Source organism: Rothia sp. HMSC069C10 (assembly GCF_001812205.1).
In the GTDB taxonomy this organism is placed as follows: domain Bacteria; phylum Actinomycetota; class Actinomycetes; order Actinomycetales; family Micrococcaceae; genus Rothia; species Rothia mucilaginosa.
The window spans coordinates 123,868-150,549 of the sequence record NZ_KV808282.1 but is presented as its reverse complement, the minus strand read 5'-3'; the positions used below and the strand labels follow the sequence as shown (position 1 = coordinate 150,549).

General features: G+C 58.8%; 23 protein-coding genes and 1 tRNA gene. 8 read left to right on the top strand and 16 right to left on the bottom strand.

The features are described from left to right. Positions 1–561 precede the first annotated feature (561 nt). The 9 genes from rlmB to HMPREF2842_RS00575 all read right to left on the bottom strand — a co-directional run bounded on the left by rlmB (position 562) and on the right by HMPREF2842_RS00575 (position 9,034). A complete protein-coding gene (gene rlmB, locus HMPREF2842_RS00615; protein ID WP_005507146.1) occupies positions 562–1,548 on the bottom strand; it encodes a 23S rRNA (guanosine(2251)-2'-O)-methyltransferase RlmB in 987 nt (328 codons plus the stop codon). A gap of 94 nt (positions 1,549–1,642) precedes the next feature. Continuing rightward, a complete protein-coding gene (gene cysS / locus HMPREF2842_RS00610) occupies positions 1,643–3,061 on the bottom strand; it encodes a cysteine--tRNA ligase (protein WP_070641845.1) in 1,419 nt (472 codons plus the stop codon). Positions 3,062–3,143: 82 nt separating this feature from the next. Further along, positions 3,144–3,626, bottom strand: a complete 483-nt coding sequence (ispF, locus tag HMPREF2842_RS00605) for a 2-C-methyl-D-erythritol 2,4-cyclodiphosphate synthase (protein ID WP_049354501.1) — start codon at positions 3,624–3,626, stop codon at positions 3,144–3,146. Between the two features lie 88 nt (positions 3,627–3,714). Then, positions 3,715–4,458: a 2-C-methyl-D-erythritol 4-phosphate cytidylyltransferase gene (ispD, locus tag HMPREF2842_RS00600; protein WP_070641844.1), complete on the bottom strand. Its 744-nt coding sequence runs from the start codon at positions 4,456–4,458 to the stop codon at positions 3,715–3,717. 15 nt (positions 4,459–4,473) lie between these two features. Beyond that, on the bottom strand, positions 4,474–5,157 hold the full coding sequence (locus tag HMPREF2842_RS00595) for a response regulator transcription factor (protein WP_005507150.1): 684 nt from the start codon (positions 5,155–5,157) through the stop codon (positions 4,474–4,476). A 41-nt stretch (positions 5,158–5,198) separates the two neighbouring features. Then, positions 5,199–6,341, bottom strand: a complete 1,143-nt coding sequence (locus tag HMPREF2842_RS00590; RefSeq protein WP_246823123.1) for a sensor histidine kinase — start codon at positions 6,339–6,341, stop codon at positions 5,199–5,201. A gap of 167 nt (positions 6,342–6,508) precedes the next feature. Further along, complete coding sequence (locus tag HMPREF2842_RS00585) at positions 6,509–7,246, bottom strand: phosphoglyceromutase (protein WP_005507152.1); 738 nt, start codon at positions 7,244–7,246, stop codon at positions 6,509–6,511. A 219-nt stretch (positions 7,247–7,465) separates the two neighbouring features. Next, complete coding sequence (locus HMPREF2842_RS00580) at positions 7,466–7,783, bottom strand: DUF2516 family protein (protein WP_049353395.1); 318 nt, start codon at positions 7,781–7,783, stop codon at positions 7,466–7,468. Between the two features lie 48 nt (positions 7,784–7,831). Continuing rightward, entirely contained in the window at positions 7,832–9,034 is a 1,203-nt protein-coding gene (locus HMPREF2842_RS00575) for a trans-sulfuration enzyme family protein (protein ID WP_070641841.1), read from the bottom strand. 160 nt (positions 9,035–9,194) lie between these two features. Here HMPREF2842_RS00575 and tmk point away from each other — a divergent pair, with 160 nt between their 5' ends. Further along, positions 9,195–9,911: a dTMP kinase gene (tmk, locus tag HMPREF2842_RS00570; RefSeq protein ID WP_083309191.1), complete on the top strand. Its 717-nt coding sequence runs from the start codon at positions 9,195–9,197 to the stop codon at positions 9,909–9,911. Then, positions 9,908–11,047, top strand: a complete 1,140-nt coding sequence (locus tag HMPREF2842_RS00565; RefSeq protein WP_070605025.1) for a DNA polymerase III subunit delta' — start codon at positions 9,908–9,910, stop codon at positions 11,045–11,047. Before tmk ends, HMPREF2842_RS00565 begins: the two co-directional genes overlap by 4 nt. 131 nt (positions 11,048–11,178) lie before the next feature. Here the strand turns inward: HMPREF2842_RS00565 and HMPREF2842_RS00560 are convergent, their stop codons facing one another. The 3 genes from HMPREF2842_RS00560 to manA form a co-directional block, all read right to left on the bottom strand. Beyond that, positions 11,179–12,534 carry a PFL family protein gene (locus HMPREF2842_RS00560; RefSeq protein ID WP_070641839.1) on the bottom strand — a complete coding sequence of 452 codons (1,356 nt, stop codon included), beginning with the start codon at positions 12,532–12,534 and terminating at the stop codon, positions 11,179–11,181. 9 nt (positions 12,535–12,543) lie between these two features. Beyond that, positions 12,544–12,813: an ACT domain-containing protein gene (locus tag HMPREF2842_RS00555; RefSeq protein ID WP_070641837.1), complete on the bottom strand. Its 270-nt coding sequence runs from the start codon at positions 12,811–12,813 to the stop codon at positions 12,544–12,546. Positions 12,814–13,090: 277 nt separating this feature from the next. Beyond that, positions 13,091–14,278, bottom strand: coding sequence for a mannose-6-phosphate isomerase, class I (gene manA / locus HMPREF2842_RS00550; RefSeq protein WP_070641835.1), 1,188 nt, complete (start codon positions 14,276–14,278; stop codon positions 13,091–13,093). A gap of 137 nt (positions 14,279–14,415) precedes the next feature. Between manA and HMPREF2842_RS00545 the strand changes: the two genes are divergently transcribed. Beyond that, positions 14,416–15,822 carry a phosphomannomutase/phosphoglucomutase gene (locus HMPREF2842_RS00545; RefSeq protein ID WP_070641834.1) on the top strand — a complete coding sequence of 469 codons (1,407 nt, stop codon included), beginning with the start codon at positions 14,416–14,418 and terminating at the stop codon, positions 15,820–15,822. A gap of 155 nt (positions 15,823–15,977) precedes the next feature. On the opposite strand, the gene HMPREF2842_RS00540 is transcribed toward HMPREF2842_RS00545, so the two are convergent. From HMPREF2842_RS00540 to HMPREF2842_RS00530, 3 genes are all read right to left on the bottom strand, one after another. Next, complete coding sequence (locus HMPREF2842_RS00540; RefSeq protein WP_070641833.1) at positions 15,978–17,159, bottom strand: FAD-binding oxidoreductase; 1,182 nt, start codon at positions 17,157–17,159, stop codon at positions 15,978–15,980. Between the two features lie 628 nt (positions 17,160–17,787). After that, complete coding sequence (locus tag HMPREF2842_RS00535) at positions 17,788–18,258, bottom strand: RrF2 family transcriptional regulator (RefSeq protein ID WP_005507162.1); 471 nt, start codon at positions 18,256–18,258, stop codon at positions 17,788–17,790. A 371-nt stretch (positions 18,259–18,629) separates the two neighbouring features. Beyond that, a complete protein-coding gene (locus HMPREF2842_RS00530) occupies positions 18,630–20,480 on the bottom strand; it encodes a phosphoenolpyruvate carboxykinase (GTP) (protein WP_005507163.1) in 1,851 nt (616 codons plus the stop codon). A gap of 500 nt (positions 20,481–20,980) precedes the next feature. Between HMPREF2842_RS00530 and HMPREF2842_RS00525 the strand changes: the two genes are divergently transcribed. From HMPREF2842_RS00525 to HMPREF2842_RS00505, 5 genes are all read left to right on the top strand, one after another. Then, positions 20,981–21,056: transfer RNA gene (locus HMPREF2842_RS00525), tRNA-Arg, on the top strand. Between the two features lie 353 nt (positions 21,057–21,409). Beyond that, positions 21,410–22,990 carry a DNA repair protein gene (locus HMPREF2842_RS00520; protein ID WP_070641831.1) on the top strand — a complete coding sequence of 527 codons (1,581 nt, stop codon included), beginning with the start codon at positions 21,410–21,412 and terminating at the stop codon, positions 22,988–22,990. After that, positions 22,990–24,255, top strand: coding sequence for a cell wall biosynthesis glycosyltransferase (locus tag HMPREF2842_RS00515; protein WP_070641830.1), 1,266 nt, complete (start codon positions 22,990–22,992; stop codon positions 24,253–24,255). The genes HMPREF2842_RS00520 and HMPREF2842_RS00515 overlap by 1 nt, the downstream gene beginning before the upstream one ends. A 293-nt stretch (positions 24,256–24,548) precedes the next feature. Beyond that, complete coding sequence (locus tag HMPREF2842_RS00510) at positions 24,549–24,869, top strand: 2Fe-2S iron-sulfur cluster-binding protein (protein ID WP_005509285.1); 321 nt, start codon at positions 24,549–24,551, stop codon at positions 24,867–24,869. A gap of 2 nt (positions 24,870–24,871) precedes the next feature. Then, a complete protein-coding gene (locus HMPREF2842_RS00505) occupies positions 24,872–25,816 on the top strand; it encodes a DUF4232 domain-containing protein (RefSeq protein ID WP_070641827.1) in 945 nt (314 codons plus the stop codon). A 157-nt stretch (positions 25,817–25,973) separates the two neighbouring features. On the opposite strand, the gene HMPREF2842_RS00500 is transcribed toward HMPREF2842_RS00505, so the two are convergent. After that, entirely contained in the window at positions 25,974–26,561 is a 588-nt protein-coding gene (locus HMPREF2842_RS00500) for a malonic semialdehyde reductase (protein ID WP_070634324.1), read from the bottom strand. Positions 26,562–26,682 lie beyond the last annotated feature (121 nt).

Sequence of the window (26,682 nt, the reverse complement as noted above, 5' to 3'; positions counted from 1 at the left end):
GCGGCAACTCAATCAACTATACCAGCGTTTCGTTTGCCATGCAAATCCGTTTTCCGTGATTCACACCACAATGTTTCTTTCCTAAACTCCTCCAACATCACCATTCAGATGACCTGAGAATCTTCTAAGCAAGAAACCAAAACACTATACAATTGAAAGCCAGTCAAACCGCTTCTGACTAGGAGAAACACCGAAGAAGTTCTTCGTTTTTTCCTCCTCGCCGCGGCGACTCATACAACTATACAGACCCCCAAACACCCCTGCAACCCGAAAACGGGTGAAGTAGCACACAAAAAGGGCCTTGAAAGGGTCTCAAACACCCTCACAGATACCAAAACCCCTAGTCAACGCAGGATAAGCCTCCCAAAAGTTCTTTGAAAAAAGTTTAAAAACCTTCAAAAGAGCCCTAAAATCCCCTAAAACTTCCCCCCCCCGTATAGAAGAACCGGATAGAGGAAAGGGAGAAGAGATAGAAAAGAGAAAAGGAGGGCACCCCCTCACGGGGGCGCCCTCCTTGTACAAGCTACAGAGTACAGGCTGTAGCTCGCAAGCTTCAAAACTCTAGTTCGCGGAAGCGCGACGACGAGAAACATCGTACAGAGTAATGCCCACAGCCATCGCCGCGTTCAAAGACTCCATCGCAGAATCAATCGGAATCGACACAATCTGATCGCAGTTCTCAGTCACCAGGCGGGACAGGCCCTTACCCTCAGAACCAACCACCACGCACAGCGGCTCATTCGCAAGCTCCAGAGCCGGCAACTCAATATCGCCACCGCCATCCAGACCAATCACGAAAATACCCTGCTCCTTAGCCTGCTGAATCACGCGAGTCAGATTAGTCGCCATCGCAACAGGAATACGAGCAGCCGCACCAGCACTAGTCTTCCACGCACCAGCAGTCACAGCAGCCGAACGACGCTCAGGAATAATCACGCCATCACCGCTAAACGCGGACACGCTACGAATAATTGCGCCCAAGTTACGCGGATCAGTAATACCGTCCAAAGCAACAAACAGCGGCGGAGTCGACAGCTTACCCGAGTGCCAACGCTCCATAGTATCCAGCACCAGGTCAGTCGCGTCCGGGTACTTGTACGGCGGAATCTGCATCGCAACACCCTGATGCACAGAACCATCAGTCAAACGATCCAGCTCGCTACGCGGAATCTCCAGCATCGGAATATTGCGCTTATTCGCAATAGTCATGATCTCGCGAACGCGGTCATCCACCTCAACGCGGCTCATGATGTACAAGTGCTTCGAAGGAATCTCAGTACGCAGAGCCTCCAACACCGCGTTACGACCAGTCACCAGCTCATCGCTAGCGCGCTTACCGCCCAGACGAGTCTGGAACTTACGGTTCGTACCGGTAGCAGCACGACGCTCAGCCGCACGCTTCATCTTATACGCCTTGTGATAAACGCGGTCCTCAGCCTTCGGAGTAGGGCCCTTACCCTCAAGCGCCTTACGACCGTGACCACCGGTGCCCTTAGTAGCACCCTTCTTCTTGCTGGTAGCGCCCGGGCGCGAACCTGCCTTAGCCATTCTTCTCTTCCTTCGTCAAAGTTTTGAATACGAGTCTACGCGAGAGAACCCGCGCGACCTAAGCCTTGCGCACAAACGCGGGGCACATCACCCTCTAGCCGACACTCCAAGTCGAACCATTCGCGCCGTCCTTCACCTGCACACCAGCAGACGCCAACAAGTCGCGCATCGCATCAGCCTTCGCCCAGTCCTTCTGAGCACGAGCATCCGCACGCTCCGCCAACACAGCCTGAATCAGCGCATCCAAAGCCTCATGCTCAGCACCCGACGTGCCCTCAGCATTAAAGCTCATCAGCTGCGCCAGACCCAGAACCTCAGCCATAGCCATCACGGCATTAGCCGCCTCCGAAGCATCCTCACCAGCGGCAAGCGCAGCATTACCCGCACGAGTCTGCTCATGCAGAACAGCCAGGGCACGCGGAATGTTCACGTCATCATCCATCGCCTCAGCAAAAGCCTCCGGAACCTCACGACCCGGCTTCAGCAAATCCTGAGTAGCGGCGAGGAACGCCTCAACACGCTCAATAGCGGTTGCTGCCTCCTGCAGAGACGAGGGACGGTAATCCAGCACCGAACGGTAATGCGCGCTACCCAAGTAGTAGCGAACCACCAGCGGACGAGCCATCTCAAGCATCTGCGCCGGCGAAATCGTATTGCCGATAGACTTCGACATCTTCTCACCCTCATAGGTGACCATGCCGTTATGCATCCAGAAATTCGCGAAATCATCGCCGGCAGCAGTCGACTGCGCCAGCTCATTCTCATGGTGTGGGAAACGCAGGTCCAAACCGCCACCGTGAATATCGAAACGCGAACCCAAGTACTTACCAGCCATCGCCGAGCACTCCAAGTGCCAGCCCGGACGGCCGCGACCCCACGGAGACTCCCACGAAGCAGTCAGCGGCTCGCCCTCCTTATACCCCTTCCACAGGGCAAAATCGCGAGGGTCACGCTTACCGCGCGGATCAGCATCCGCAGAATCCTGCATATCCTCAACGCTCTGATTCGTCAGCGCACCGTACTTATCCCACGAACGCACATCAAAATACACGTCACCAGAATCATCCAGCGCCGGGTACGCGTGACCGCGATCAATCAGACGCTGAATCAAAGCAAACATCTCCGGAATATGACCGGTCGCGCGCGGCTCATACGTCGGCGGATTAATACCCAACGCCGCATACGCCTGAGCAAAAACCTTCTCAAAACGGTACGCGAGCGCCCACCACTGCTCATTCGGGAACTCACCCTCAAAACCGGGCTGCATAGAATCAGCAGACTTCGCCAAAATCTTGTCATCAATATCAGTGACATTGCGGACCGTCGTCACCTTCAAGCCACGGTAACGCATCCAGCGGCTCAGCTGGTCGAACACCAGTGCCGAACGGATATGGCCCAGGTGCGGTTCACCCTGCACCGTAGCACCGCAATAGTAGATACGCGCCTCACCGGGCACGACGGGCTCAAACTCGCGAATAGTCGCGGAAGCAGAATCATAAAAACGCATAGTCACACTCTCATTCTACGGGGTCGGTTCAGACACCGGGTCGGTAAATCAGCGATAGGTTACAGAATGGCTCAAAGCAACCAAACACCTACGAACGCGGATACACCAGCGCCGTCGCAATAGCAGCCACGCCCTCACCGCGGCCCGTCAAACCCAAACCATCAGTAGTCGTCGCAATCACCGTCACCGGAGCACCCGCCGCCTCGCTCAGCACGCGGTTCGCCTCCTCACGGCGCGGAGAGAACTTCGGGCGATTACCCACCAGCTGAACACTCACATTACCAATCTCAAAACCAGCCGCACGCACAATCGCCGCAGCCTCAGAAAGAATACGAACACCCGAAGCGCCCTTCATATCCGGGCGGTCCACACCGAAATTAGAGCCCAAATCCCCCGTGCCCGAGGCAGCGAACAGAGCATCAGCAGCAGCATGAGCCACCACATCACCATCAGAATGGCCGCTCAAACCACGCTCACCCGGCCAATGCAGGCCAGCAATATACAGAGGAGTGCCCTCCTCACCAAAAGCATGGACATCAACACCGGTACCAACACGAGGAATAACAGTCATCACAGGACCCTTCAATCGAACAAAATCTTTTCAGCAGCAACGCCCGCCCCACTACAGAGGCAGGTATAGGAGGCGTTAGGCGGCAGGATTAGGAAGCAGAATCACCAAACAGCGCGCGAGCAACCCGCAAATCCATCGGAGTCGTCACCTTAAACGCATCCGCATCACCGGCAACCGTCAGCACCGGCTCGCCCGCCGCCTCCATAGCCATCGCATCATCAGTCAGTAGCTCCGCTTCCTCAGGCGGCAGGGAACGGCTACGCTCATGCGCCGCCAACAGAGCAGCCACCTCAAAACCCTGAGGAGTCTGCACCGCACGCATCTGCGCACGCGAAGGAGTACCCGTCACCAAACCAGCAGAATCCACAGTCTTCACCGTATCCACCACCGGCAACACAGGAATCACCGCACGCACAACACCCTGCGGGCTCTCAGAACCCAAACCCTCAATCACACGGTGATACACCTGCGGCGGAGTAAACGCACGAGCGCAATCATGAATCAGCACATAATCCACCGGAACCTGCGCATCCTTCAAAGCATCCAACGCCGCAACCACCGAAGCAGTACGCGTATCACCACCGGTAGTAATCAACGCACCGGCACGGCGGGCATCCTCCAAAAGCTCCGGGCAACTCGCCGAACAATCAGCAGGAACAGTCACCACCACATGCTCAGCAACACCCGAAGCGAGCGCACCCTCCAACGCATAATCCAGCAAAGTACGACCATGCACACGCACAGCAGCCTTCGGAATCGGCTCACCCAGGCGAGTACCCGAACCAGCCGCCAAAACAATCACAGCAGTATTCGCCGCAGAAGCAGAACTCATCAGTCTCAAGCCCGTCTACGCCTCAAACTTATAACCCAAGCCGCGAACCGTCACCACATACTGCGGGGCAGAAGAATCCGGCTCAATCTTCGAACGCAGACGCTTAATATGCACATCCAGGGTCTTCGTATCACCCACATAGTCGGCCCCCCACACGCGCTCAATCAGCTGGCCACGAGTCATCACACGACCCACATTGCGCAGCAGAATCTCCAGGAGCTCAAACTCCTTCAGCGGCATAGAAATCTCTTCACCATTAACCGTCACCACATGGCGGTCAATGTCCATACGCACCGGGCCGCCCTGCAGCACCGACTCAGTAGCAGAATCAGTCTCCGCCGAACGACGACGCAACACCGCGCGGATACGAGCAATCAGTTCACGCGCAGAATACGGCTTCGTCACATAGTCATCAGCGCCCAGCTCCAGACCCAGCACCTTATCCAGCTCAGAATCCTTAGCGGTCAGCATGATAATCGGGACCGAAGACACCTCACGCAGCTTACGGCACACCTCCATACCGGACATGCCCGGAAGCATCACATCCAGTAGCACCAAATCCGCGCCCTCGCGGTCGAACACCGGCAAAGCATCCAGACCGTTGTCCACAACAATCGTCTGGAAACCCTCACGACCCAGCAAAAACGCAAGGGGATCCGAGAGGGCCTCTTCGTCCTCAACAATCAGAATTTTAGACATCAATAACTTCCTTCGATTCCATAAAACCTATACCGCTAACACTACACTGCGACCGGAAGCTCATTCAGCGGCAACGCCAACGTAAACGTCGAGCCTTCCTGCGGCATCGACCGAACCGTCACGCTACCACCGTGCTGAGTCATCACATGCTTCACAATGCTCAAGCCCAAACCAGTGCCGCCCGTCTGACGCGAACGAGCCGGATCAACCCGGTAAAAACGCTCAAAAATACGCTTCTGCTCGTCCTCCGGAATACCCACGCCCTGATCAGCAACCTCAACCAGCAGCTGATCCGCCACACGGTGCACCCAAATATCCACCTTTGTATGCTCCGGCGAATAACGCACCGCGTTCTCCACCAGGTTCTGCACAGCAATACCGAGCAGCTCGGCGTCTCCGTACACCTCGGGGACCTCCTCGATGCGGGTAGAAATCTGAATATCCTTCTCCTCCGCCACAATATGCGAACGATCCACCGCATCAGCCACCAAAGAAGGCACCGACACCGGACCACCACGCGCAATCACATCGGTCGACTGCAGACGCGAAAGCTCAATAATGTCACGCACCAGCGCAGACAGGCGGCGCGTCTCCTTATGAAGACGACCCACAAAATACTCAATCGCCTCCGGGTCGTCACTCGCCTGCTCAATAGCCTCAGCCAACAGACTCACCGCACCCACCGGAGTCTTCAACTCATGCGACACATTCGCCACAAAATCATTACGCATACGCTGCACACGAGAAATTTCAGTGCGGTCATCCGCGAGCACCAGAATGTACTCATCTCCCAGCGAAGCAACACGCACATCCAAGACCAGCGCCTCACCCTCACCGCGGTCAATCTCAAAAGTACGCTCCGCAAAAATACCGCGATGACGCACCGTGCGAATCATATCCGCCAACTCATCAGACGCCACAGTATGACCACGCACCAAACCCATCGCATACGCACCCGGAGAAGCCTGAACAACGCCGCCCACCTCATCAATCACCAGGTAAGCGCGACCAATCACAGCAAGCACCTGAGCGGCACCATCACGCAGCGCCGGCGCCGACACCAAACTACGCTCCTGCTCCCGCTCACTACGCGCCACCGCGTTCATGCTCAGGACGCCCACCAGCAGACCTATCATGCCCGCAATAAAGGCGATCAGACCGGCATCCATGTACTTCCCTTCCATTCGGGTACCCCATAAGTATAAATGTGGCCGATACCCAGCACTTGGGCGAACGCCCCTCTTCTCAGGCAGGCTCCCCGTACAGAAACCCTGCCGAGAACGCAATGAGCCGCCCACCTCAACGGTGGACGGCTCATCACAATGACAGGGGTGAAACCCTGCCGGAGGTATTACTTACCCTGGTTTGCTACGGCAGCAATAGCGTCCTTAGCAGCCTCGGGGTCCAGGTACTCGCCGGGCTTGACGGGCTGGAAGTTCTCATCCAGCTCGTAGTACAGCGGAATACCGGTGGGGATGTTCAGGCCAGCAATGTCCTCATCGGAAATGCCCTCGAGGTGCTTGACCAGCGAACGCAGGGAGTTACCGTGTGCAGCAACCAGAACGGTCTTGCCTGCTGCGAGGTCGGGCTTGATGTCTGACTCCCAGTAGGGAAGCATACGGCCCAGAACGTCCTTCAGGCACTCGGTGCGAGGAGCGTTCTCAACATCCGCGTAGCGGGGGTCGTGTGCCTGCGAGTAGGGGTCGTTGTCATCCAGCGGGGGCGGCGGAACGTCGTAGGAACGACGCCAAGTCATGAACTTCTCGTCGCCGTATTCCTCGCGGATCTCGGACTTGTTCTTACCCTGCAGAGCACCGTAGTGACGCTCGTTCAGGCGCCAGGTGCGCTTGACGGGAATCCACAGACGGTCTGCTGCATCCAGTGCAAGGTTTGCGGTGTTGATTGCGCGACGCTGCAGGGAGGTGTGAACAACATCGGGGAGGATGTTGCGCTCTGCCAGCAGCTCGCCGCCGCGCTTAGCCTCAGCGCGGCCCTTATCGGTCAGGTTAACGTCCACCCAGCCGGTGAACAGGTTCTTCTCGTTCCACTCGGACTGGCCGTGGCGCAGGAGTACTAGTTTGTAAGTCATACCTCTATTTTTTCATTTACCCGCCGGTTTGTCATGCCTCAAGGCCTAGAAAATATGCATTCTCCCAAAAATTTATAAGGGTCTTTTCTACCAGAACGAAAGGCTCAAAAACCCGGCCAGAAAAGGGCAAAGCCCCGCACACCATCCGACCGGGACAAACCCGCCAGAGGGCACGCGAGGCCTCACACTCTATCGCTCAAAGCGAGTACACAAGCTGCACTAGAAACGGCGGCGACCAACCGAAGGCCACACACCAGCCAGGAACACGCAGCTAATCACAGCAGCAACCAGCTGAAGAATCAGCACAGTATTACCGCCACCAGTCACCGCAGCAAAAACACTAAACAGCGACACCGCGGCAGCACCACCGGTCAAAGCCAGCCAGGTGTTCTTCGGGCGCTTACCGGCAAAATCGTAAGCATTAGCCGGAGACATCCACGCACGCACAAAAGCCAGCACACCAACCACGGCAGCTGCAATAGCCAGCAGCGTATCAACAAAAGTGGTCACATACCAGACCAACAGAATAGGAGACATAGTATTCCTTAGAATCAGCAGCTTCTCTAGACAACCCTAGCAAAGTGCCTAGCGGACAACCTTAAAGGCCTCAACCAAGTCATTGTAAAGGTCATCAACGTTCTCAATACCCACCGACAGGCGCAGCAACGACTCCGGAATCGAATCCGGCTCGTTACCGTGGCGGCGGCGACGCTCCACCAGGGACTCCACACCACCCAGGGAAGTTGCAGGGGTCCACACCTTCAGCGCCTCCACAACGTTACGGGCACCAGCCGCGTCGGTATCCAGGGTGACGCACAGAATCGCGCCGAAACCATCCATCTGCTTCTTCGCAACCTCATGGCCACGGTCGCTCTCCAGACCCGGGTAGCGCACCTCGGTCACGAAGGGGTGCTCACTCAGGCGCTCAGCCAGCACCTGCGCGTTCTGCACCGCACGCTCCACACGCAACGCCAGGGTGCGCAGACCGCGCAGACCAAGCCACGCCTCCACCGGACCGGGGATTGCGCCGTTGGTGATGCGGTGGTGCAGCATCGCCTTGTACAGTTCCTCATTCGAGGTGAGGGTCATACCCAACAGCACATCCGAGTGGCCTGCAAGGAACTTCGTTGCGGAGTGAACCACGACGTCAGCACCCAAATCCAGGGGACGCTGCAGAATCGGGGTCGCGAAGGTGTTGTCCACCGCGGTCACAATGCCCAGGCGGCGAGCGGTAGACAGCAGGGCGGGCAGGTCAGCGACCTCAAGCATCGGGTTGGTGGGGCTCTCCAGCCACGCCAGGACCTTCGGTGCCGAGTAGTTCACGTTCTCGGGGGTCACGCCGGCGCGGGATGCGGCATCCTCCATTGCGGCGATAACGCTCTCGGTATCTTCAATGTCCACGCGAATGAGCTCGATAATGCCGCGGCGTTCCAAATCCTTGCACAGGGTCACCGACGCCATGTACGCGTGCTTCGGAATCAGCACAATGGAACCAACCGGAACCAGGTCAATCACGGCGGCGACAGCAGCCATGCCGGAGGGGAACAGCAGACCCGGCTGGGATGCGTTCTCCAGCTTCGCCACAACCTCTTCCATACCCTCCCAGGTGGGGTTCGAGAAGCGGGCGTACACGCGGTCCTGCTCAATATTGACGGCGTCCACACCGCGGTAGGTGGAAGAAAGAACAATCGGGGGGTTCACCGGCGCGTCATGCTCGTGTGCCGGGCGGCCGCCGGAGACGACGAAGGTCTCGGCGGAGTAATTCATGTCGTGGTTATCTGCACTCATGTCTTTAAGCCTGGCACACCCACGCCCAGAACGCACGCCCACGCCGGTGACGGTACACAGGATTTACATGTTTTTTACCTGTAAGCGCACTCAACGCAGTTCGGACCCGTCGCCGAAGCCACACTGAGGATTTGGGCAGACCCGGTACCCTTAAGAAGTGATGGATACTCTCAGCTACACCCCCGATGCCCAGAATCTTCCCGCCGACCCGACCGGTCGCCGCGGGCTTTTTATCGTGGTCGAAGGAGGCGACGGCGCCGGCAAAACCACCCAGCTCACCCTACTGAATGAGGCACTACGCGACCGCGGATACCGTGTCATCACCACCCGCGAACCCGGCGGCACCGAGATTGGCGAAAAGCTGCGAGCGCTCGTCCTTGAGGCAGGTCAGGGCACCATTGACGACCGCACCGAGGCACTGATTTTTGCGGCGTCCCGCGCGGCACACGCCTCCCAGCTGATTCGCCCCGCGCTCGCTGAGGGTGCCATCGTGCTGAGCGATCGCTATATTGATTCCTCCGCCGCCTACCAGGGCGTAGGCCGTGACCTGGGCGTTGAGACCATTGTCGATTTGAGCCGCTGGGCCACCGCTGACCTGGTTCCCGACGCAACCCTACTGTTGAGCGTGCCGCTGAGTGCCGAGCAGGAACGCATGGACCAGCGCGGCACCGTCGACCGCATTGAGGCTGAAGGTGCGGCGTTCAAGGCGCGTATTCACGGTGCCTTCGAGCAGATTGCCAGTGAGGACGCTAACGGTTCGCACCGCATCATTGACGGCGTGGGCACAATTGATGAGGTACACGAACGTGTGCTTGAGGTGATTGAACCTCTGCTTGCCGCCCGCGACCTGGTCCGCACCCCGCAGGAGGACGCATGAGTCTCTGGGATACCTTGCTGATTCCCGCCGATAAGCTCCAGCAGCTACGCGCAGACGCCGCAGCTGACCGCCCCACGCACGCGTGGCTGTTTACCGGGGCGACCGGCGCGCCTCACCGTGAGGCGGCAAAGGTTTTCGCCGCCGCTCTGCTGTGCGAGCAACCCGACCCGCAGAACCGCGGGTGCGGCCAGTGCAAGGGTTGTGTGACCGTGATGAACGGTTCGCACGCGGATTTTACGCACTTTAGTACCGAGGCGATGCAGATCAGCATTGATGAGGCACGCGAGCTGGTCATGAAGGCTCAGGACCGCCCAACCGTGGGTCGTTGGCGCGTGATTCTGGTCGAGGACACCGAACGCATGCCGGAGCGTACCTCCAATGTGTTGTTGAAGGCAATTGAGGAGCCGCCGCCGCACACGATTTGGCTGCTGACGGCGCCCTCCCCCACTGACGTGCTGGTGACGATTCGTTCGCGTTGCCGTCCGGTTCAGCTGCCAGTTCCGACGGATGCTCAGGTGCACGAGTATTTGCTGGCGCACGGCGTGGCTGATCCGTTGGCGCAGCGTGCGGCCCGTCTGGCTCTGGGTGATGCGCAGGAGGGGTACCGTCTGGCAACCGATGAGCAGGCGATGGCTCGTCGGGAGCTGATTACCTCCCTGATTCTGAATGTTCGTTCTATTTCTTCGGCTTTCAATGCAGCTGAGAAGCTCACTGACCTTGCCGACCAGGACTCACAGGCCGTCTCCGCTCTCAAGGATGAGCAGGAACGCCAGGAGCTGCTGACTCTGTTGGGTATTCGTGAGGGCGAGCGGGTTTCGCCATCTTTGCGAGCGCAGGTTCGCCGTCTGGAGGAGCAGCAGAAGCGCCGCGCTAAGCGCGTTTCCTCCGATACGCTGTTGCGTTCCGTGGCGCAGGTTCAGACGGTACTGCGTGATGCGTTGACGGTGGCTCTGTCGGCGAAGGCTCCGCTGGTCAATGAGCATTTGCGTGAGCCCCTAGAAGCGTTCTGCACCCGCCGTTCCGCCCTGCAGCTACTGGAGGATGTGCAGGCGATTGAGCTGACTCTGCGTCGCCTGCGGACGAACGCAAATGCGCGTCTGGCGCTTGAAGCATTGATGAGCCGCTTCGTGTATTAGAAACGCTCAGACAAGAGTCTTTGGCTCTTCAAGACAGCACAAAATGGGGAGGCACCGAAGAAATATTCTTCGATGCCTCCCCTTTTTCTATTGGTTCTCAGTGCCCCTAGAGTTTAGTTGCGGAATCGAGCTTAGTTGCGGAAACCGTGAACCGGCGACGGAATACGACCGCAGCGGGCGATGAACGCATCCGCGCTCGGGGTATGGGTGGGCATGACGGGTGCTCGACCGAGCAGGCCACCGAATTCGACCATGTCGCCTACGCCCAGGCCGACGGCCGGAATCACGCGGACCGCGGTGGTCTTGTGGTTCATCACGCCGATGGCTGCCTCGTCGGCAATCATTGCGGCGAGGGTGGCGGCGGGGGTGTCACCGGGAACCGCGACCATGTCCAGGCCGACGGAGCAGATGGCGGTCATTGCTTCGAGCTTGTCGAGGCTGATGTGTCCGGCTGCGGCGGATTCAATCATGCCGATATCCTCAGAGATCGGGATGAAGGAGCCGGAGAGGCCACCGACGTTCGAGCACGCCATGAGGCCGCCCTTCTTCACCGCATCGTTGAGCAGTGCGAGGGCTGCGACGGTACCGTGGGTACCGACGGTTTCCAGACCCATTTCCTCGAGGATGTGTGCGACCGAGTCGCCAATCTCTGCGGTGGGTGCCAGGGAGAGGTCGATAATGTTGAACTGCACGCCAAGGCGTTCAGCGGCGAGGGTACCGACCAGCTGGCCGACGCGGGTAATCTTGAAGGCTGCCTTCTTGATTTCTTCTGCGCAGGTGTCGAAGGATTCGCCGCGGACCTTCTGCAGGGCGCGGTGCACCACGCCGGGGCCGGAGACGCCCACGGAGATGGTGGTGTCTGCCTCCTGCACGCCGTGGAATGCACCCGCCATGAAGGGGTTGTCGCTGACGGCGTTTGCGAAGACGACGAGCTTGGCGCAGCCGAAGCCGTGCGCGTCCGCGGTCAGGTCTGCGGTGGCGCGAATAGTCTCGCCCATGAGCTTGACGGCGCTCATGTTGATGCCAGCGCGGGAGGAGCCAATGTCTACGGAGGAGCAGACCACGTCGGTCTCTGCGAGCGCTCGCGGGATGGAGCGAATCAGCTTCTCGTCGGCGGGGGTCATGCCCTTATCGACGAGGGCACTGAAGCCACCGACGAAGTTCACGCCGACTGCCTTGGCGGCAGCGTCGAGGGTGCGGGCGAATTCTACGTAGTCCTCATCTTTGGAGGCGCCTGCCACCAGTGCGATGGGGGTGACGGCGATGCGCTTGTTGACAATCGGGATGCCGAGTTCAGCTTCGATACCTTCGCAAACGCTGACGAGGTTTGCCGCGCGGCTGGTGATCTTGTCGTAAATCTTGCGGCGGGCTACTTCGCCGTCGGAGTCGGCGCAGTCGAGCAGGGAGATGCCCATGGTGACGGTGCGAATGTCGAGCTTCTGCTCCTCGATCATTCGGATGGTTTCTAGAATGTTGGTGTTGAGCATAGTGGTGCCTTAGATGGTGTGCATTGCCTTGAAGATGGATTCTGCCTGAATGCGAATCTGGACCTTCTGTTCGTGCTCGACACCGGTCATGGCTTCCTGCAGGTCGATGAGGTTCTGCTGCTCTTCGTCGAAGGAGCAGTGCATGATCATGGTGAAGTATTCGCCCATGATGGTCTGGGAGACGTCGAGGACGTTGACCTTGCGTTCTGCGAGGGTTGCGGTCACGGCGGCGATGATACCTTCGTGGTCAATGCCTGTGACGGTGAGGATGATCTTCACGGTGTTCTCCTAGCGGTTTGGGGTTGCGTACTCAAGGAATGCGCGCATAAAGGCACAGGTATACGCATATTTATAAGACCAATTATAGGTTACTCAGAACACATTCTGTAGGGGGAACACAAAAAGCCGCCATTACTCACGCTGACGGGGCATAAAAAATCCACGCCTCCCCCACCTTTTAAAATGCGGAGAAGAACGTGGATCTTTATTAATTTCCGTATTTAATTCTTCAGTACTGGAGCACCTTTTTCGGCGCTCCTTTAATACGTAGAAGTTTTTAGACGTAAGAAGCGATGTACAGTTCGCCGCTGCCGCTCAGGGTTGCCACGGAGGGCTCACCCACGTGCAGTACCGACTCGGTGGCACCCAGCACGAACTCTTCGGTGCCGTTGCCGTCTGCTGCGTGAATGGTGATTTCGCCGGATACGCTCAGTGCGGCGCTAATACCCTCGAAGGTGTACTCCTGCGGCTTGCCCTCTTCAACGCGGATGCGGGTCACGCTCATGCGCTCATCCCACATGGCGTAGGTGCCGACGGGTGCGTTATCGGGGGTGGGGCGCTGAATCACGGGTGCGTCCTGGCTTTCGCCGAGAACCTTGATGAGCTCCTCGGTGTCGATGTGCTTTGCGGTCAGGCCCGCGCGCATCACGTTATCGGAGGGGTTCATCAGCTCAATGGCGGTACCCGAGACGTAGGCGTGCACCTGGCCGTCGGGGGTGAATGCGGATTCGCCGGGTGCCAGGTGTACCAGGTTCATGACGAAGGCGACCAGCAGGCCGCGGTCGCCGGGGTACTTGCCGGCAACAATCTGTACGAGCTCAGCGGCATCAGCGATGAGCGCGTTCTCGGAGTCGGTCAGCTGTGCTGCCGCCTCGACGAGCTGCTCAACAGCGGCTGCGGCGGTCTCTTCGGGCATGTGAATAATCTCGGTCAGCAGCTGCTTGGGGGTAAGCTCCACGCGCTCTGCCAGCCAGTCAGCCTTGAACGCCTTCGCCAGTTCTGTCAGCTGCTCGGAGGTGCGCACACCGGTCAGCACGCGCATCTGGGTTAGGGCGATGACGGTTTCGGGCTTGGAGTAGCGGTCCTTGTAGTTGCGGTGCGGCGCGTCAATCGCGATACCGCGTGCCTGCTCATCCTCGAAGCCGGCGATAGCCTGCTCGGGGGTGGGGTGCACCTGAATGGACAGCGGCGCATCAATCGCAAGGATCTTGAAGAGGAAGGGGAACCAGTCGGAGGTACGGTCCGGGCGCAGGAAGCGGGAGGGCTCAGCCTGAATCAGCTCGTTAAGCGGGGATTCGGTGCCGTCAACGGTGGCACGGGAGGGCGCAGCCGGATGCGCGCCAACCCACACCTCAGCCTCGGGCTGTTCGGTGGGGACGGGCACGCCACGCATGCGTCCGAGAATTTCGCGGGAACCCCACGCATAATTCTGAATCTGGTTTTTTAGGGAAAAAATCTCACCCATGGGGGAAAATACCTCTCGACGTGAGTTGTTTGAAGTAAGTGAAGTGATAAAAAACCCATACATTCAGCGGAATTTATAAGGTTTTACCTGCCCATTATAGAGGCTAGTTGCACTTCTTTACCGCTAAAATAAAAGGCGTGACTACTATTAATCTACATGACTCATTCAAAGCGTACGACGTGCGTGGCATCGTCGGCGAGACCATTACCGCAGAGACTGTTCGCGCTACTGGTGCGGCTTTCGTAGACGTTCTGGGCCTGGAGGGCCAGACCATTCTGGTCGGTGGCGACATGCGCCCCTCCTCCCCCGAATTCATGGATGCATTCGCCCAGGGTGCAACCGCTCGCGGTGCAAATATTGAGAAGATCGGCCTGATCTCCACTGACGTTCTGTACTTCGCATGTGGCGTTGAGAACGCTGCCGGTGTTACCTTCACCGCTAGCCACAACCCCGCAGAGTACAACGGCATGAAGATGGCTAAGGCTGGCGCTGTTCCTCTGTCTTCCGAGTCCGGTCTGTTCGATATTCGCGACCTGGCTCAGAAGTACCTGGATGCAGGCGAGATTCCTTCTGTGGAGAAGGTCGGCACCGTTTCTGAGAAGGACATCCTCAAGCCTTACGCAGAGTACCTGCGCAAGCTGGTTGACCTGTCTTCCATCCGCCCCCTGAAGGTTGTTGTTGACGCTGGTAACGGCATGGGTGGTATGACCACTCCCGCTGTTCTGGGCGACACCATCCTGCCGGGCCTGCCCCTGGAAATCGTTCCCCTGTACTTCGAGCTGGACGGTACCTTCCCGAACCACCCGGCTAACCCGCTGGAGCCTGCTAACCTGGTTGACCTGCAGAAGGCTGTTGTTGAGCACGGTGCTGACATTGGTCTGGCATTCGACGGCGACGCTGACCGCTGCTTCGTCATCGACGAGAAGGGTGAGCCCGTCACTCCTTCGGCTGTGACCGCTCTGGTTGCTGAGCGCGAGATTGCTCGTGCGAAGGCTGAGGGCAACGAAGAGCCCGTCATCATCTACAACCTGATCACCTCGAAGGCTGTTCCTGAGCTGGTTGAGAAGCTGGGCGGCCGCGCAGTGAAGACCCGCGTGGGCCACTCCTTCATCAAGGCTGTTATGGCTGAGGAGAACGGCGTTTTCGGTGGCGAGCACTCCGCTCACTACTACTTCAAGGACTTCTTCAACGCAGACACCGGCATGCTCGCTGCAATGCACGTGCTGGCTGCTCTGGGCGGCGGCGACCAGCCCCTCTCCGAGATCAGCGCGAAGTACTCCCCGTACGTTGCTTCCGGTGAGATCAACTCCGAGATCGAAGACAAGGCTGCCGCTGTGGACCGCGTGCGTGCACACTACGCTGACGCTCCCGTGGTTGTTGAGGACTCCGACGGTACCACCTTCACCAACACTGAAGAGGGCTGGTGGGTGAACCTGCGTCCTTCGAACACTGAGCCTTTCCTGCGTCTGAACCTTGAGGCACCGGATGTTGCGACTATGGAGCGCGTCCGTGACGAGGTTCTGGCTCTGGTTCGCCAGGGCTAAGCACTAGCTAGCTGCTAAAGATCCCGCCCCGCAGATTCGTCTGTGGGGCGGGATTTTTATTTTGAGTTCTAAAAACCCGGCCAGGTTCTTCTGTCTAAGAGGAAGAACCTAGCCGGGTTTAAGAAGCCTAGCGGACGAGCCGGCTTACGGGGTTTTTACGCCTCGCGTGCCTGGTCGTGGAGCATCCACTGGTCGGGGCCGAAGATTTCGTAGTTGATGTTCTTGCCGGGGACGCCTGCCTCAACCAGTGCGGAGCGTACGCCCTGCATGAAGGGCAGCGGGCCGCAGAGGTAGACGTTAGCGTTGGCGGGAACGTCCAGCTTGGAGACATCGACGCGGCCGGTGAAGTCGCCGCCCTCGCCCTCGATGAAGGATACGAGGCGTGCGTTGGGCAGCTTGCCGACGAGCTCGGTGAGCTCTTCGCGCAGGGGCCAGGTGTCCAGGCGGCGGTCTGCGTGGACCACGGTTACGGGGCGCTCAGAGCCCTTCTCAACCAGCTCGGAGAGGAAGCTGAGCATGGGGGTGGTGCCGATACCTGCGGAGAAGAGGTACAGGGGTGCCTCGGGGTCGCCGAAGCCTTCCAGGGTCAGGTCACCGTAGGGGTTGGAGATCTCGACGACTGCGCCGACTTCCAGCTCGTGCAGGATGGAGGTCATCTCGCCGTTGGGGTCGAGCTTCACACCGATGCGGCGCTGGTTCTTTTCGCTGGGCAGCAGGGTGTACTGGCGTGCCTGGCGCAGACCGTCGCGTGCGGGAACGATGATGGAGATGTACTGGCCGCCCTTGGACTCGGTCATGGGGGTCTCGTCGGCGGGCTCGAAGGTCAGCACGACGACGTTCTCGCCGGTCTCCTTGCGCTCAACGAGCTTGAAGGGTGCGAACATGACGTCGTTTGCCTGGGAAGCGTACAGGCCCTTCTCCAGCTTGATGAGGGCGTTGCCCATGAGCCAGTAGACCTCGGTCCATGCCTCAACGATTTCGGGGGTAGCCAGGTCGCCCAGGTTAGCGGCGATTGCCTCGAAGAGGTACTTGTAGACGGTGGGGTACTCTTCTTCCTTCAGGCCCAGGGATGCGTGCTTGTGTGCAACGCGGGAGAGGACCTCGTCGGGGTAGGAGTTCGGGTTCTGGACGATGTAGGAGGCGAACACGGCGATGGAGCCTGCCAGCGCCTTGGGCTGGGTGCCTTCGAGCTGGGAGGAGCGGGAGAACATGCCGTCCATCAGGTCGGGGCGAGCGGCGAACATTCGACGGTAGAAGTCGGGGGTGATGTCGTTAATGCGCTCAGCAATAATGGGCAGCGTTGCCTCAATAATGGGGCGGGACTTTTCGGAGAGCATCGGTGCGTGCCTTCTTCCTGTGTGGTCACCGCGGCCGTTGAGGTGGCGCCCCGGTGTGGGTGGGGCGTTCACTCGGGCAGCTTAGTTGGTGACGGAGTGTTGATAAAACACCCTTACCGTAGCATTTTGTGCTGTGTTTGCGCTGAGTGCAGGTCACTCCCTGAGGGGTGTTGAGGGGTCTAGGCGAGACTTATGGTTCAGCTTGACTCAAAGAGAGAGCCCCGCGTCACACTATATATTTTCAGCACTGTTTTTGAGTTCGCCGGGTGACTAGCCCCGAAGTCTGCATAAAAATTCTGGAATGAAAATATATTTACTATGGAAAGTATGCAGTGTGGTGCAAAAATGAATATGGTCACATTTTCTGCATTTGAAAAGCAAATTTGCAATATTCTGTATTTACTGCACAAATTTAGGACTCACGCAGGTTCCAGCAGTCACGCAGGCAGCGGCAAAATACTCCCCACTCCCCTCGAAAACCCTGCAAGAACCCCCTGCAAGAAAGCCGAGAGAACCCCGCGCGAACCGCCCAGCAGCCCCCGCGTCAACCGCAGAAACACCCTAAACTTCGTGTTAAAAACTCTATGGAGCCTCCCACCGGAAAGCTCCACAGGTACCACGTATTCCTTTAGCGTGCAGGCAGCGCATTCTCCGGAGGCGCGAAGCCTAGCTCCACAAATACCGGGCCAACGGGACGTGCACCGGCAGTCAGCTCGCTAATCACAACCGAGTCCACCGAAGCATAGAACGCCTCACGAGCCTTCGCCAGCACATTGCGCAGGCGGCAGAACTTATCGAGGGGGCAGTGGCCGTTCTCATCCTCGCACTCAATCATGGGGATATCACCCTCAGTAGCACGAAGAACAGTGCCGACGGTCGCAGAACGACCAGCATCGGAAAGCATGACGCCACCGGCGCGACCGCGAGTCGAATCCAGGTAACCCATGTTCACGAGGAAAGCCACAGCCTTCGCCACGTGGTTGTAGGGGGTGTCCACTCCCTCAGAGATCTTCTGAGTGGAAAGCTTCTGACCGGGCTCCAGAGCAGACAGGAGCATCAGAACGCGGAGCGAGACATCCGAGAATGCTGTCAAACGCATGGATACTCCTTCTCATCTCTCGTGCCGCCGTCACTTCCACAGAGAACTTCCATAGAGACGGCAACGGATGCGCGAGCCCGGGCGGGTTCGACGCGTTCAAAAATCTTACATTGGAATTGTATAGGGGCGGCAAGAGAGGCAAGAAATTATGGATAGCCACTTCTGCACCAAACCATCCCGGCGAGGATCTTAAAGTATTTCTCAAGAGCAAGTGGACTGCATAGCCTTACACTCACGCCTTTGCAAGAAAACTTATCACTCCCCCAACTGACAGGGATTCAAATTTCCCCCAAACGGAAAGAAGGGGTGGAATCTCACCGAGAGATTCCACCCCTTCAAGGCGCTAAACCTTAGGTATTAGCTGGAGTGTCTTAGTCCTCCAGAGCCTTCGCCAGAGCGTCGCGCTGTTCGCGAACCTCAGCGGGCAGCTTGTCGCCGAACTTCTCCAGCCACTCGTCGATGCCGGGCAGTTCAGCAGCCCATTCTTCCTTCGAGACAGCCAGAGCAGCCTTCAGCTCTTCCTCGGAGATTTCCAGACCGGTCAGGTCCAGGTCTTCCTTGGTGGGAACGGTGCCCAGGAAGGTCTCCTGGCCGCCAGCCTTGCCGTCGAGGCGGTCGAAGATCCACTTCACAACGCGAGAGTTCTCGCCGAAGCCGGGCCACGCGAAGCCACCGTCGGGGGTGCGGCGGAACCAGTTGACGTAGTAGACCTTCGGCATGTTCTCGGTGCCGTGCTTCTTGCCCAGGTCCAGCCAGTGCTTGAAGTAGTCACCAGCGTTGTAGCCGATGAAGGGCAGCATTGCCATCGGGTCGCGGCGAATCACGCCGACAGCACCCTTAGCAGCCGCGGTGGTCTCGGAGGAGAGGGTAACTGCGCGGAAGACGCCCTGCTCCCAGCTCTCGGACTCGGAAACCAGCGGGATGGTGGTCTTACGGCGACCGCCCAGAACGATAGCGCTCAGCGGCACACCCTCGGGGTCGTAGTACTCGGGAGCGAGCATGTCGACCTGGGATGCGGGGGTGCAGAAGCGGGAGTTCGGGTGAGCTGCCGGGCGACCGGACTCGGGGGTCCAGTCCTTACCGGTCCAGTCGGTCAGGTGTGCGGGAGCCTCGTCGGTCTTGCCCTCCCACCAGACAGAGCCGTCGTCGGTCAGAGCAACGTTGGTGAAGATGGTGTTGCCCTTGGCGATAGCCTTCATAGCGTTCGGGTTGGTGGAGTAACCGGTGCCCGGTGCCACGCCGAACAGGCCAGCCTCGGGGTTGACCACGCGTGCCTGGTGGTTCTCGTCGAACTCAATCCATGCGATGTCGTCGCCGACCATCTCAGCCTTCCAGCCGTCAATGGTGGGCTCCATCATTGCGAAGTTGGTCTTGCCACATGCGGAGGGGAACGCTGCGGAGATGTAGCGAACCTTGCCCTCGGGGTTGGTGACCTTCAGGATGAGCATGTGCTCTGCCATCCAGCCCTCGTCGCGACCGATAACGGATGCGATACGCAGTGCGTAGCACTTCTTACCGAGCAGTGCGTTACCGCCGTAACCGGAGCCGAAGGACCAGATTTCGCGGGTCTCGGGGAACTGGACGATGTACTTCTCGGGATTGCAAGGCCAGGGAACATCTTCCTGACCGGGCTCCAGGGGTGCACCAACACTGTGCAGAGCCTTGACGAAGAAGCCGTTGGTCTCGTTCAGCTTGGCAAGAACGTCCTTACCGATGGTTGCCATGATGCGCATGGAGCAGACAACGTATGCGGAGTCGCTGAGCTCAACAGCAATCTTGGGGTTCTTAGCCTTCAGGGAGCCCATGACAAAGGGAATGACGTACATGGTACGACCGCGCATGGAGCCCTCGAACAGACCGGTCAGGGTCTGCTTCATTTCGACGGGGTCGCGCCAGTTGTTGGTCGGGCCTGCGCCTTCTTCAGTCTCGGAGCAGATGAAGGTGCGCTCCTCGACACGTGCAACGTCGTCAGGATCGGAGAAAGCTGCGTAAGAGTTCGGGAATTCGTGATCGCTGAGGCGAACAAAGGTGCCAGCGTCGACCAGTTCCTGAGCGAGGCGGTCGTATTCTTCCTGGGTGCCATCGACCCAGTAGATGTGTGCGGGCTGGGTCAGTGCCGCAACTTCGCGAACCCAGTCCAGAAGGCCCTGGTGGGTAGTGGGTGCGCTCTGCAGCTCCTTTTCGAGCTCAGCAGAGAGAGTACGAGTTGAGGTGTCAGCCATTGACATTTTCCCCTTCAATCGGTGGCCCGGATACTACATTGATCCGGATAGGTCTGCGGTAACAAAGAAGCAGTTAAACACTACAAGCGTGCAAACAATGGTGAATATGCACGCTTGGACAGTCTCCACTTCCTCGTGATGCTTACAGAATAACGCATTAATGGTCTATAGAGCTTTCTATAACGCCATTTCTTAAGTTCTGCGCATCACATTCTTAGAATACGAGAGGATTTCTGTAAAGAATTTTTAGGGCTTACGACGGGATCCTCCGGGGGATTTCAGGGACCTGCAGTGCCGGTTTTAGGGTGCCGAGAAAATATTTTGAAAAAATTTTACGACACGAAAAACCCCGGAATCATGCGGCAAAACGGGGTACTTTCGATTTCTGCGGAGGGGATTTTGGGTCAATTTCGAGTTTTTCGGCTTGCACACCCTTGAGGACATCCGTATAGTAGTACCTGTTGCCGCGACGGGTTGAAGAAATCCGAAGCGAGGAACATGCGCCTGTAGCTCAACGGATAGAGCATCTGACTACGGATCAGAAGGTTGGGGGTTCGAATCCCTTCGGGCGCACCAACGATCCCCGGTTCTTCGGAACCGGGGATTTTTTGTATCCCCAGAAATACGCTCAAAAAGTGCCCCACCGAAAGCGCCGGGTACAGCACAAGGCACCGCACGCGCGGCAGACGGCGCAGCGCGCAGAAACTACAGCGCATAGAGATACCTATGTAGGGGTGCAGCAAGGACGCTCCACCAGCCGCCGCCGCATCCGCACCCAAAAACTGAGCCAAAAGTGCGCCTCAACCTGTGAATCCGCAGATTTACGCTCCCAGATGACGTGCTCCGGGGCACACCCGCCAAAAAACGCCTAGGATGGAAAGAGGACCCTCCACGCATAGGTTGGAGAGTAGACAACGCAAAGGAGCACTATGGCACAGCTATCCATTCCGCAGTCCCTGATAGGTGCGCTCATTGATATTGCTGATTTGGGAACCCTCGATTACTTCCCGCCCACCGAACGATGCGCCCACTGGTCCATCTATGACGCGCAGCGCCAAGAGCTCCTCTGCCCTTGCGCACCCGCCGCCAACACCACAGTAGAAAAGCTCTTTGAGGCCGCGGCGAAGATTCTCTACGAGAATTTCCCGCGATATATCGATTCGCCCGAGGAAATCATTCCTTATACTTCCCGCCAGGAACTCGTTGCCGCCCTACGTCGCGGTGAGGAAGAGCCTGTTGATAAGGAACAGGGCGAGCTGCAAGAGCCGTCAGCTGAAAATACTGTAGAGCCTACGGCTGAGGTTGAAACTAGCCCCGCCGAACCTGCAGTAGTTAAGGGCACGGAAGTGAGCGCTTCTGTTGCGCCCAAGCCTGCGGCCCCGAAGCCCGCGCCCTCCCCCGCGCTCTTTGCCGCCCGCGCGGCGCAGGCACCCGCCCCGACTCCTACCCCGGCTCCCAGCGTGCCGGAAGAAGCGCCCGTGGAGGCACCTGCAGAGGCGACTACAGAAGAGACGGTTCCGACGCCCACCACGGTTGCTCCCGCAGCGCCCAAGCCCGCTGCACCGAAACCTGCAGTACCCAAGCCCGCTGCGCCGAAGCCGGTAGCACCTACTCCCGGTGCTCCCTCCCCCGGTATGTTCCGCAAGTCCACGCTGACCTTCCGTCCGCCGCGCATCGAAGAGTACCTGGAGGGTCTGCGTACCCGCCAACAGGCTACCGAAGCCGCAGAAGCTACCCATACGGCAGTATCTAGCGAGCAGGCGCCTGTTGAAGAGTTGCCCGTACTCAGCCAGTCCCTACCGAGCGCGCCGAAGCCCGGTGCGCCGGTCCCCGCTACTCCGGCTGCCACCAGCGCACCCGCCGCAAAGCCGGTAGCCGCCGAACCGACCGGACCTCGCGCCATTACCGCCGAGGACCGCGAACGCAGCTACCGTCTGCGCCCGAGCCTACGCGCCCGCCTCGAACGAGAAAATATCAGCGAAGAGCTCGTGCGCACCATCCTGCGTGAAGGCGCGGCAGAACGCCTCAACGACTGGACGATTCGCTTCACCCACGACGACTACCGAGTGGACGTAAACACCGCCTCCGCCGAAGTTATCACCGTCATTGACGAATACGACGCCGAATACAACGAAGCGGTACAGGCATCCCTGGCTCAGGGCGAATACACCTCGCTCAACGCCTTGGAGCTCGAATTCAGCGAGCGCGCCCGGACCTTCCTGAAGAAGAACCCGCCGTTCGTTTTCGACCTGATGCTTCAGGCGCTGAGCAGCCCCGAGAGCGTGCGCATGGCTGAAGGCTGGACCCGCATCTACGCGGCGCAGGGTCTGGAAATTGCGGTTTCGCCCGATGAGCGGACCGTTCTTGCCCTGGCGAAGACCCCGGATTTCCATGTTCTGCACGCGGAGAACCTGCGCAAGGCACAGCTCGAAGAGCTCAGCAACACCCTGGCGAAACAGGCAGAAGATAAGGCAGCCCAGGCAGAAAACACCACCGAGGAGGAGAAATAATGTCCGCTAAGCAGATTACCGTTCCTCTCGAGGTGTACGTTCGTCTGCAGGAGCTTGCCTCCCTCGCCGCCTATAGCTACCGCGATGAGCAGGGCTCCGAAGAGAACACTGCAAGCGATAAGCCGTGGGATTTGCTCTCCAAGGATGGCGCCTCCCTACTCGATGAGAACGGCGCGCTCAAGCCCGAAGCGGCAGAGCTCTACTTCACCCTCCTACCGCTCATTGCCCAGGAATTCATGGAGCAGCAGCAGGCACTCGTGGACGCATACCGTCAGGCGCCCAAGCCCGCCGCCGCACGCGCCAAGATTCGCCCCTCCAACCAGCGCCTCATTCCGCTGACCGAGGTGCCGCTGGAGAACCAGCGTATTGCCGCGCGCATCGAGAAGGAATTCTACGGTGACGTGCCGCCGCGCCGCCGCATCTACGGTGTGCTCCCCGGCGTCATGGATTACATGATGCGCCACGGGCTCACCTACGAGCTGCTGCTGGACATCATCGAATCCCCCGCAAGCACGGTGGTTCAAGAAAGCGCGCAGGAGAACCGTTACGGCCGCGAAGTCACCCTCTACACGCATGAGGAAGAAGGCTACCAGGTGGTGCTCAACCCCCTGACCGCCGAGGTGCTCGCGCTACGCCCGCTGCAGGCTCTCGCGGGAGGCTACCAGCTCTCCCCCGAGGCTCAGGCACAGCTGAAGGCGCTCGGCCTGACCGGCGAGTACATTGCCCGCATCCTCGATGAGGCTGAGGACCGCCGCCCGATTCCCGGCAGTAGCCGCACCGTGTACTCGCTCAACGGCTACCAGGTGGAGTTCTCGCACTCCGACCAGCAGGTGATTCGTATTAGCCGCGGCACCGCGCCCAGCCGTAACCCCTTCGAATCGCAGCCGAGGATGAGCGGTACGAAGAGGCAGCGCGGCCGCAAGATTCCGCACGATGTGGATGCGTTCGTGCAGCTACTGCAGGAGCACGGCTTCACCATCACCATGGGCGGTAAACACTACGATATTCGCCATGAGAAGCTGGCTCCGGGTCAGAAGGCGGTCACCTCCGTAACCCCCTCGGATTCGCAGCGCTGGCACCTGAACTCGGCGCGCCAGATCCGCAATACCTTCGGTATCGACCTGCGTTACGCTGATCCGCGCGATAGTGTACGCGGTATTGTGCGCGGCTCGGGACGAAACACCCAGAATACTGATGACCACAGCGCAGAAAAGCAGGACGCCGAGAAGAGCGCGGAGAAGACGGCGGAGAAGGAATCCGAGTAGGTCTTCGTCACAGTTGAAGCATAGCCGTTGAAGCGCGCCCGCGTGCCGGTTCTTTATACTGCCCCCAGCATGTCTTTGCATCTGGGGGCAGTATTCATATGCGCCTATATCCCGCGTTGTCAGGGCAATACGGGGTAGACTGGGGGCAATACAGACATGCTACTCAGCATAAAAATTAATATGCGTTCCCGTGATATGCGTGACGGTAGGGTTGGGGATGCGCCACAAAGTACGGTGAATAACAGCCCCTGCCTCTACAATAGAAACGCATCACTACAGAAGAAGGAGAACGCATGGGCGTAACGATTAAGGTCACTGACGAAGCAGGCGTAAACTACGACATTCAGTGGGAAGACCACCACACCCTCCTGGAAACCCTCCAGGCTAACGGCGTGCCGGTCCTCGCAACCTGCGGTGGTAACGCATCCTGCGCTACCTGCCACGGCTTCATCGACCCCGAGCACTTCGAGGCTTCCGGTGAGCGCACCGAAGCTGAGCAGGACCTGCTCGACATGGTCGATGACGTCGCCAACGAGTACTCCCGCCTGTGCTGCCAGGTCGAGTACGCCCCCGGTATGGACGGAGCAGAAATCCAAATGCAGGCGGCGATGTAATCATGTTTAAATCGGCTCAGGTACTCGCATCAACCACCCTCCTCTGTTGCGTGCTCGCGCTCAGTGGATGCGGCGCGTCCCAGGCCGGTCAGGAAGCTGAAGGCACCTCGGCACAGCCGAGCGCTTCGGCTTCGGTCAAGCCCGGCACGATTCGAGTAGCCTCCGACGGGGCTACCCCTTCGGTGAGCCCGGGTTCCATTACCGTGGTGAACTCCCCCGACGCGGAGCACCACGAGTCTTCCTCTGAGCACTCCGAGTCTTCCTCCCACACCGAGACTCACGAGTCGAAGCAGAGCTCCACTTCTGCCGATTCCCACCACGAGGGTTCCGAGCAGAACAAGTCGGACGACTCTGATTCTCAGCAGGATTCCCAGAAGGGCTCAGACTCGTCTTCGCAGTCGGGCTCTCGCTCTTCGGGTAACTCCTCGAATTCCTCCGGTTCCTCGAACTCGTCGAGTTCTTCCAACTCCTCGAATTCCTCGAGCTCTTCGGAGAAGTCCTCTAACTCCTCCAACAACAACGCTGAGGGACCGACCCAGTGCGATCTGGACGACCTGAACGTTTCGGTTGCCATTGGAGATGGCTCCCCCGGCGCTCGAAACTACACCCTGTACTTCCAGAACTCCTCGAACTCCCCCTGCACCCTGCGCGGCTACCCGCGCGTGGTCCATGCGGGTCCTTCGGGAACCTGGGTTGGTCGTGAGGCTTCCACCTCCGACGAGTACATGAACCCTGCGGGTGTGACCCTCAACCCCGGCGATAGCACCACCGCGGTGCTGCGTTCGGTGTACCCGGCACGCTTCGGTGACGATTGCGGCAGCCGCCCGGTTCAGGGCTTCCTGGTGGGCCTTCCCTCCGGTTCCGGTGGCGTGATTGTTCCGCTGGATACGACCGCGTGTTCCTCGTCTGTTCCGCAGCTGTCGGTGGGTCAGTTTGGTGCCCGCTAACGCGGCATTGCAGATGTGACAACATCTCTGGCACGTTGTGTGCGCATATAGTTCACATATAGTTCAAGGGCGGTTCCCCGTGATGGGGAACCGCCCTTGAACTATCTTTAAGCCTAAATCTAGGGTTTAGCTTTAGCCATGCGGTAGCCGCGCGCTCTTAGAGGGAGCGGGCAACCTCATCGTGGCTGAAGCGTGCACCGCGCGGGTATGCGGGCGCCTCACCGTGACCGAGGTTGACGATCAGGAAGGGGATCTCTGCGTTATCCGCGAAGAATTCCTTCTTGATGCCGGCGAAGTCTGCGCCGGTCATGGGGCCAGCGTCCAGGCCGAGGGCGCGGATTGCGGTGATGAAGTAGCCTGCCTGCAGGTGAGCGCTCAGCTCAGCGGCGGGGGTAGCAAGCTCCTCGGTGGTGTAGAAGCCCTTGATGAAGCTGGCAGCGTTGGGGTTGAAGGTCTCAGCGTGCTCTACCCAGTTTGCGTCTGCGGAGAGAATCGCGGTGACCGGTGCCGCCTGGGTCTTAGCCTTGTTGCCGTCAGCCAGGTGTGCAACGAGGCGCTCGCGTGCTTCGGGGCTCTTAACCCAGGTGATGCGCAGGGGCTGGCTGTTGAAGGCGGTGGGGCCGTAGAAGGTCAGCTCCTGGATGCGGCGCAGCTGTTCGTCGGTGACGGGCTCCTCGGTGAAGGAGGAGACGGTGCGCGGTTCGTGGAAGAGGTTGATGAGCTGTTCGTCGTTCAGACGGGTCATGGTGGTGCTCCTTTGTGTTGTTCTCTCAGCCAATTACTTTACAAGTAAAATATTACGGGCTTGTTCGGAACCTGTCAAGCACATCTTCCTCCCCCAGCCCCCAACAATTCAAGAGGCGCAC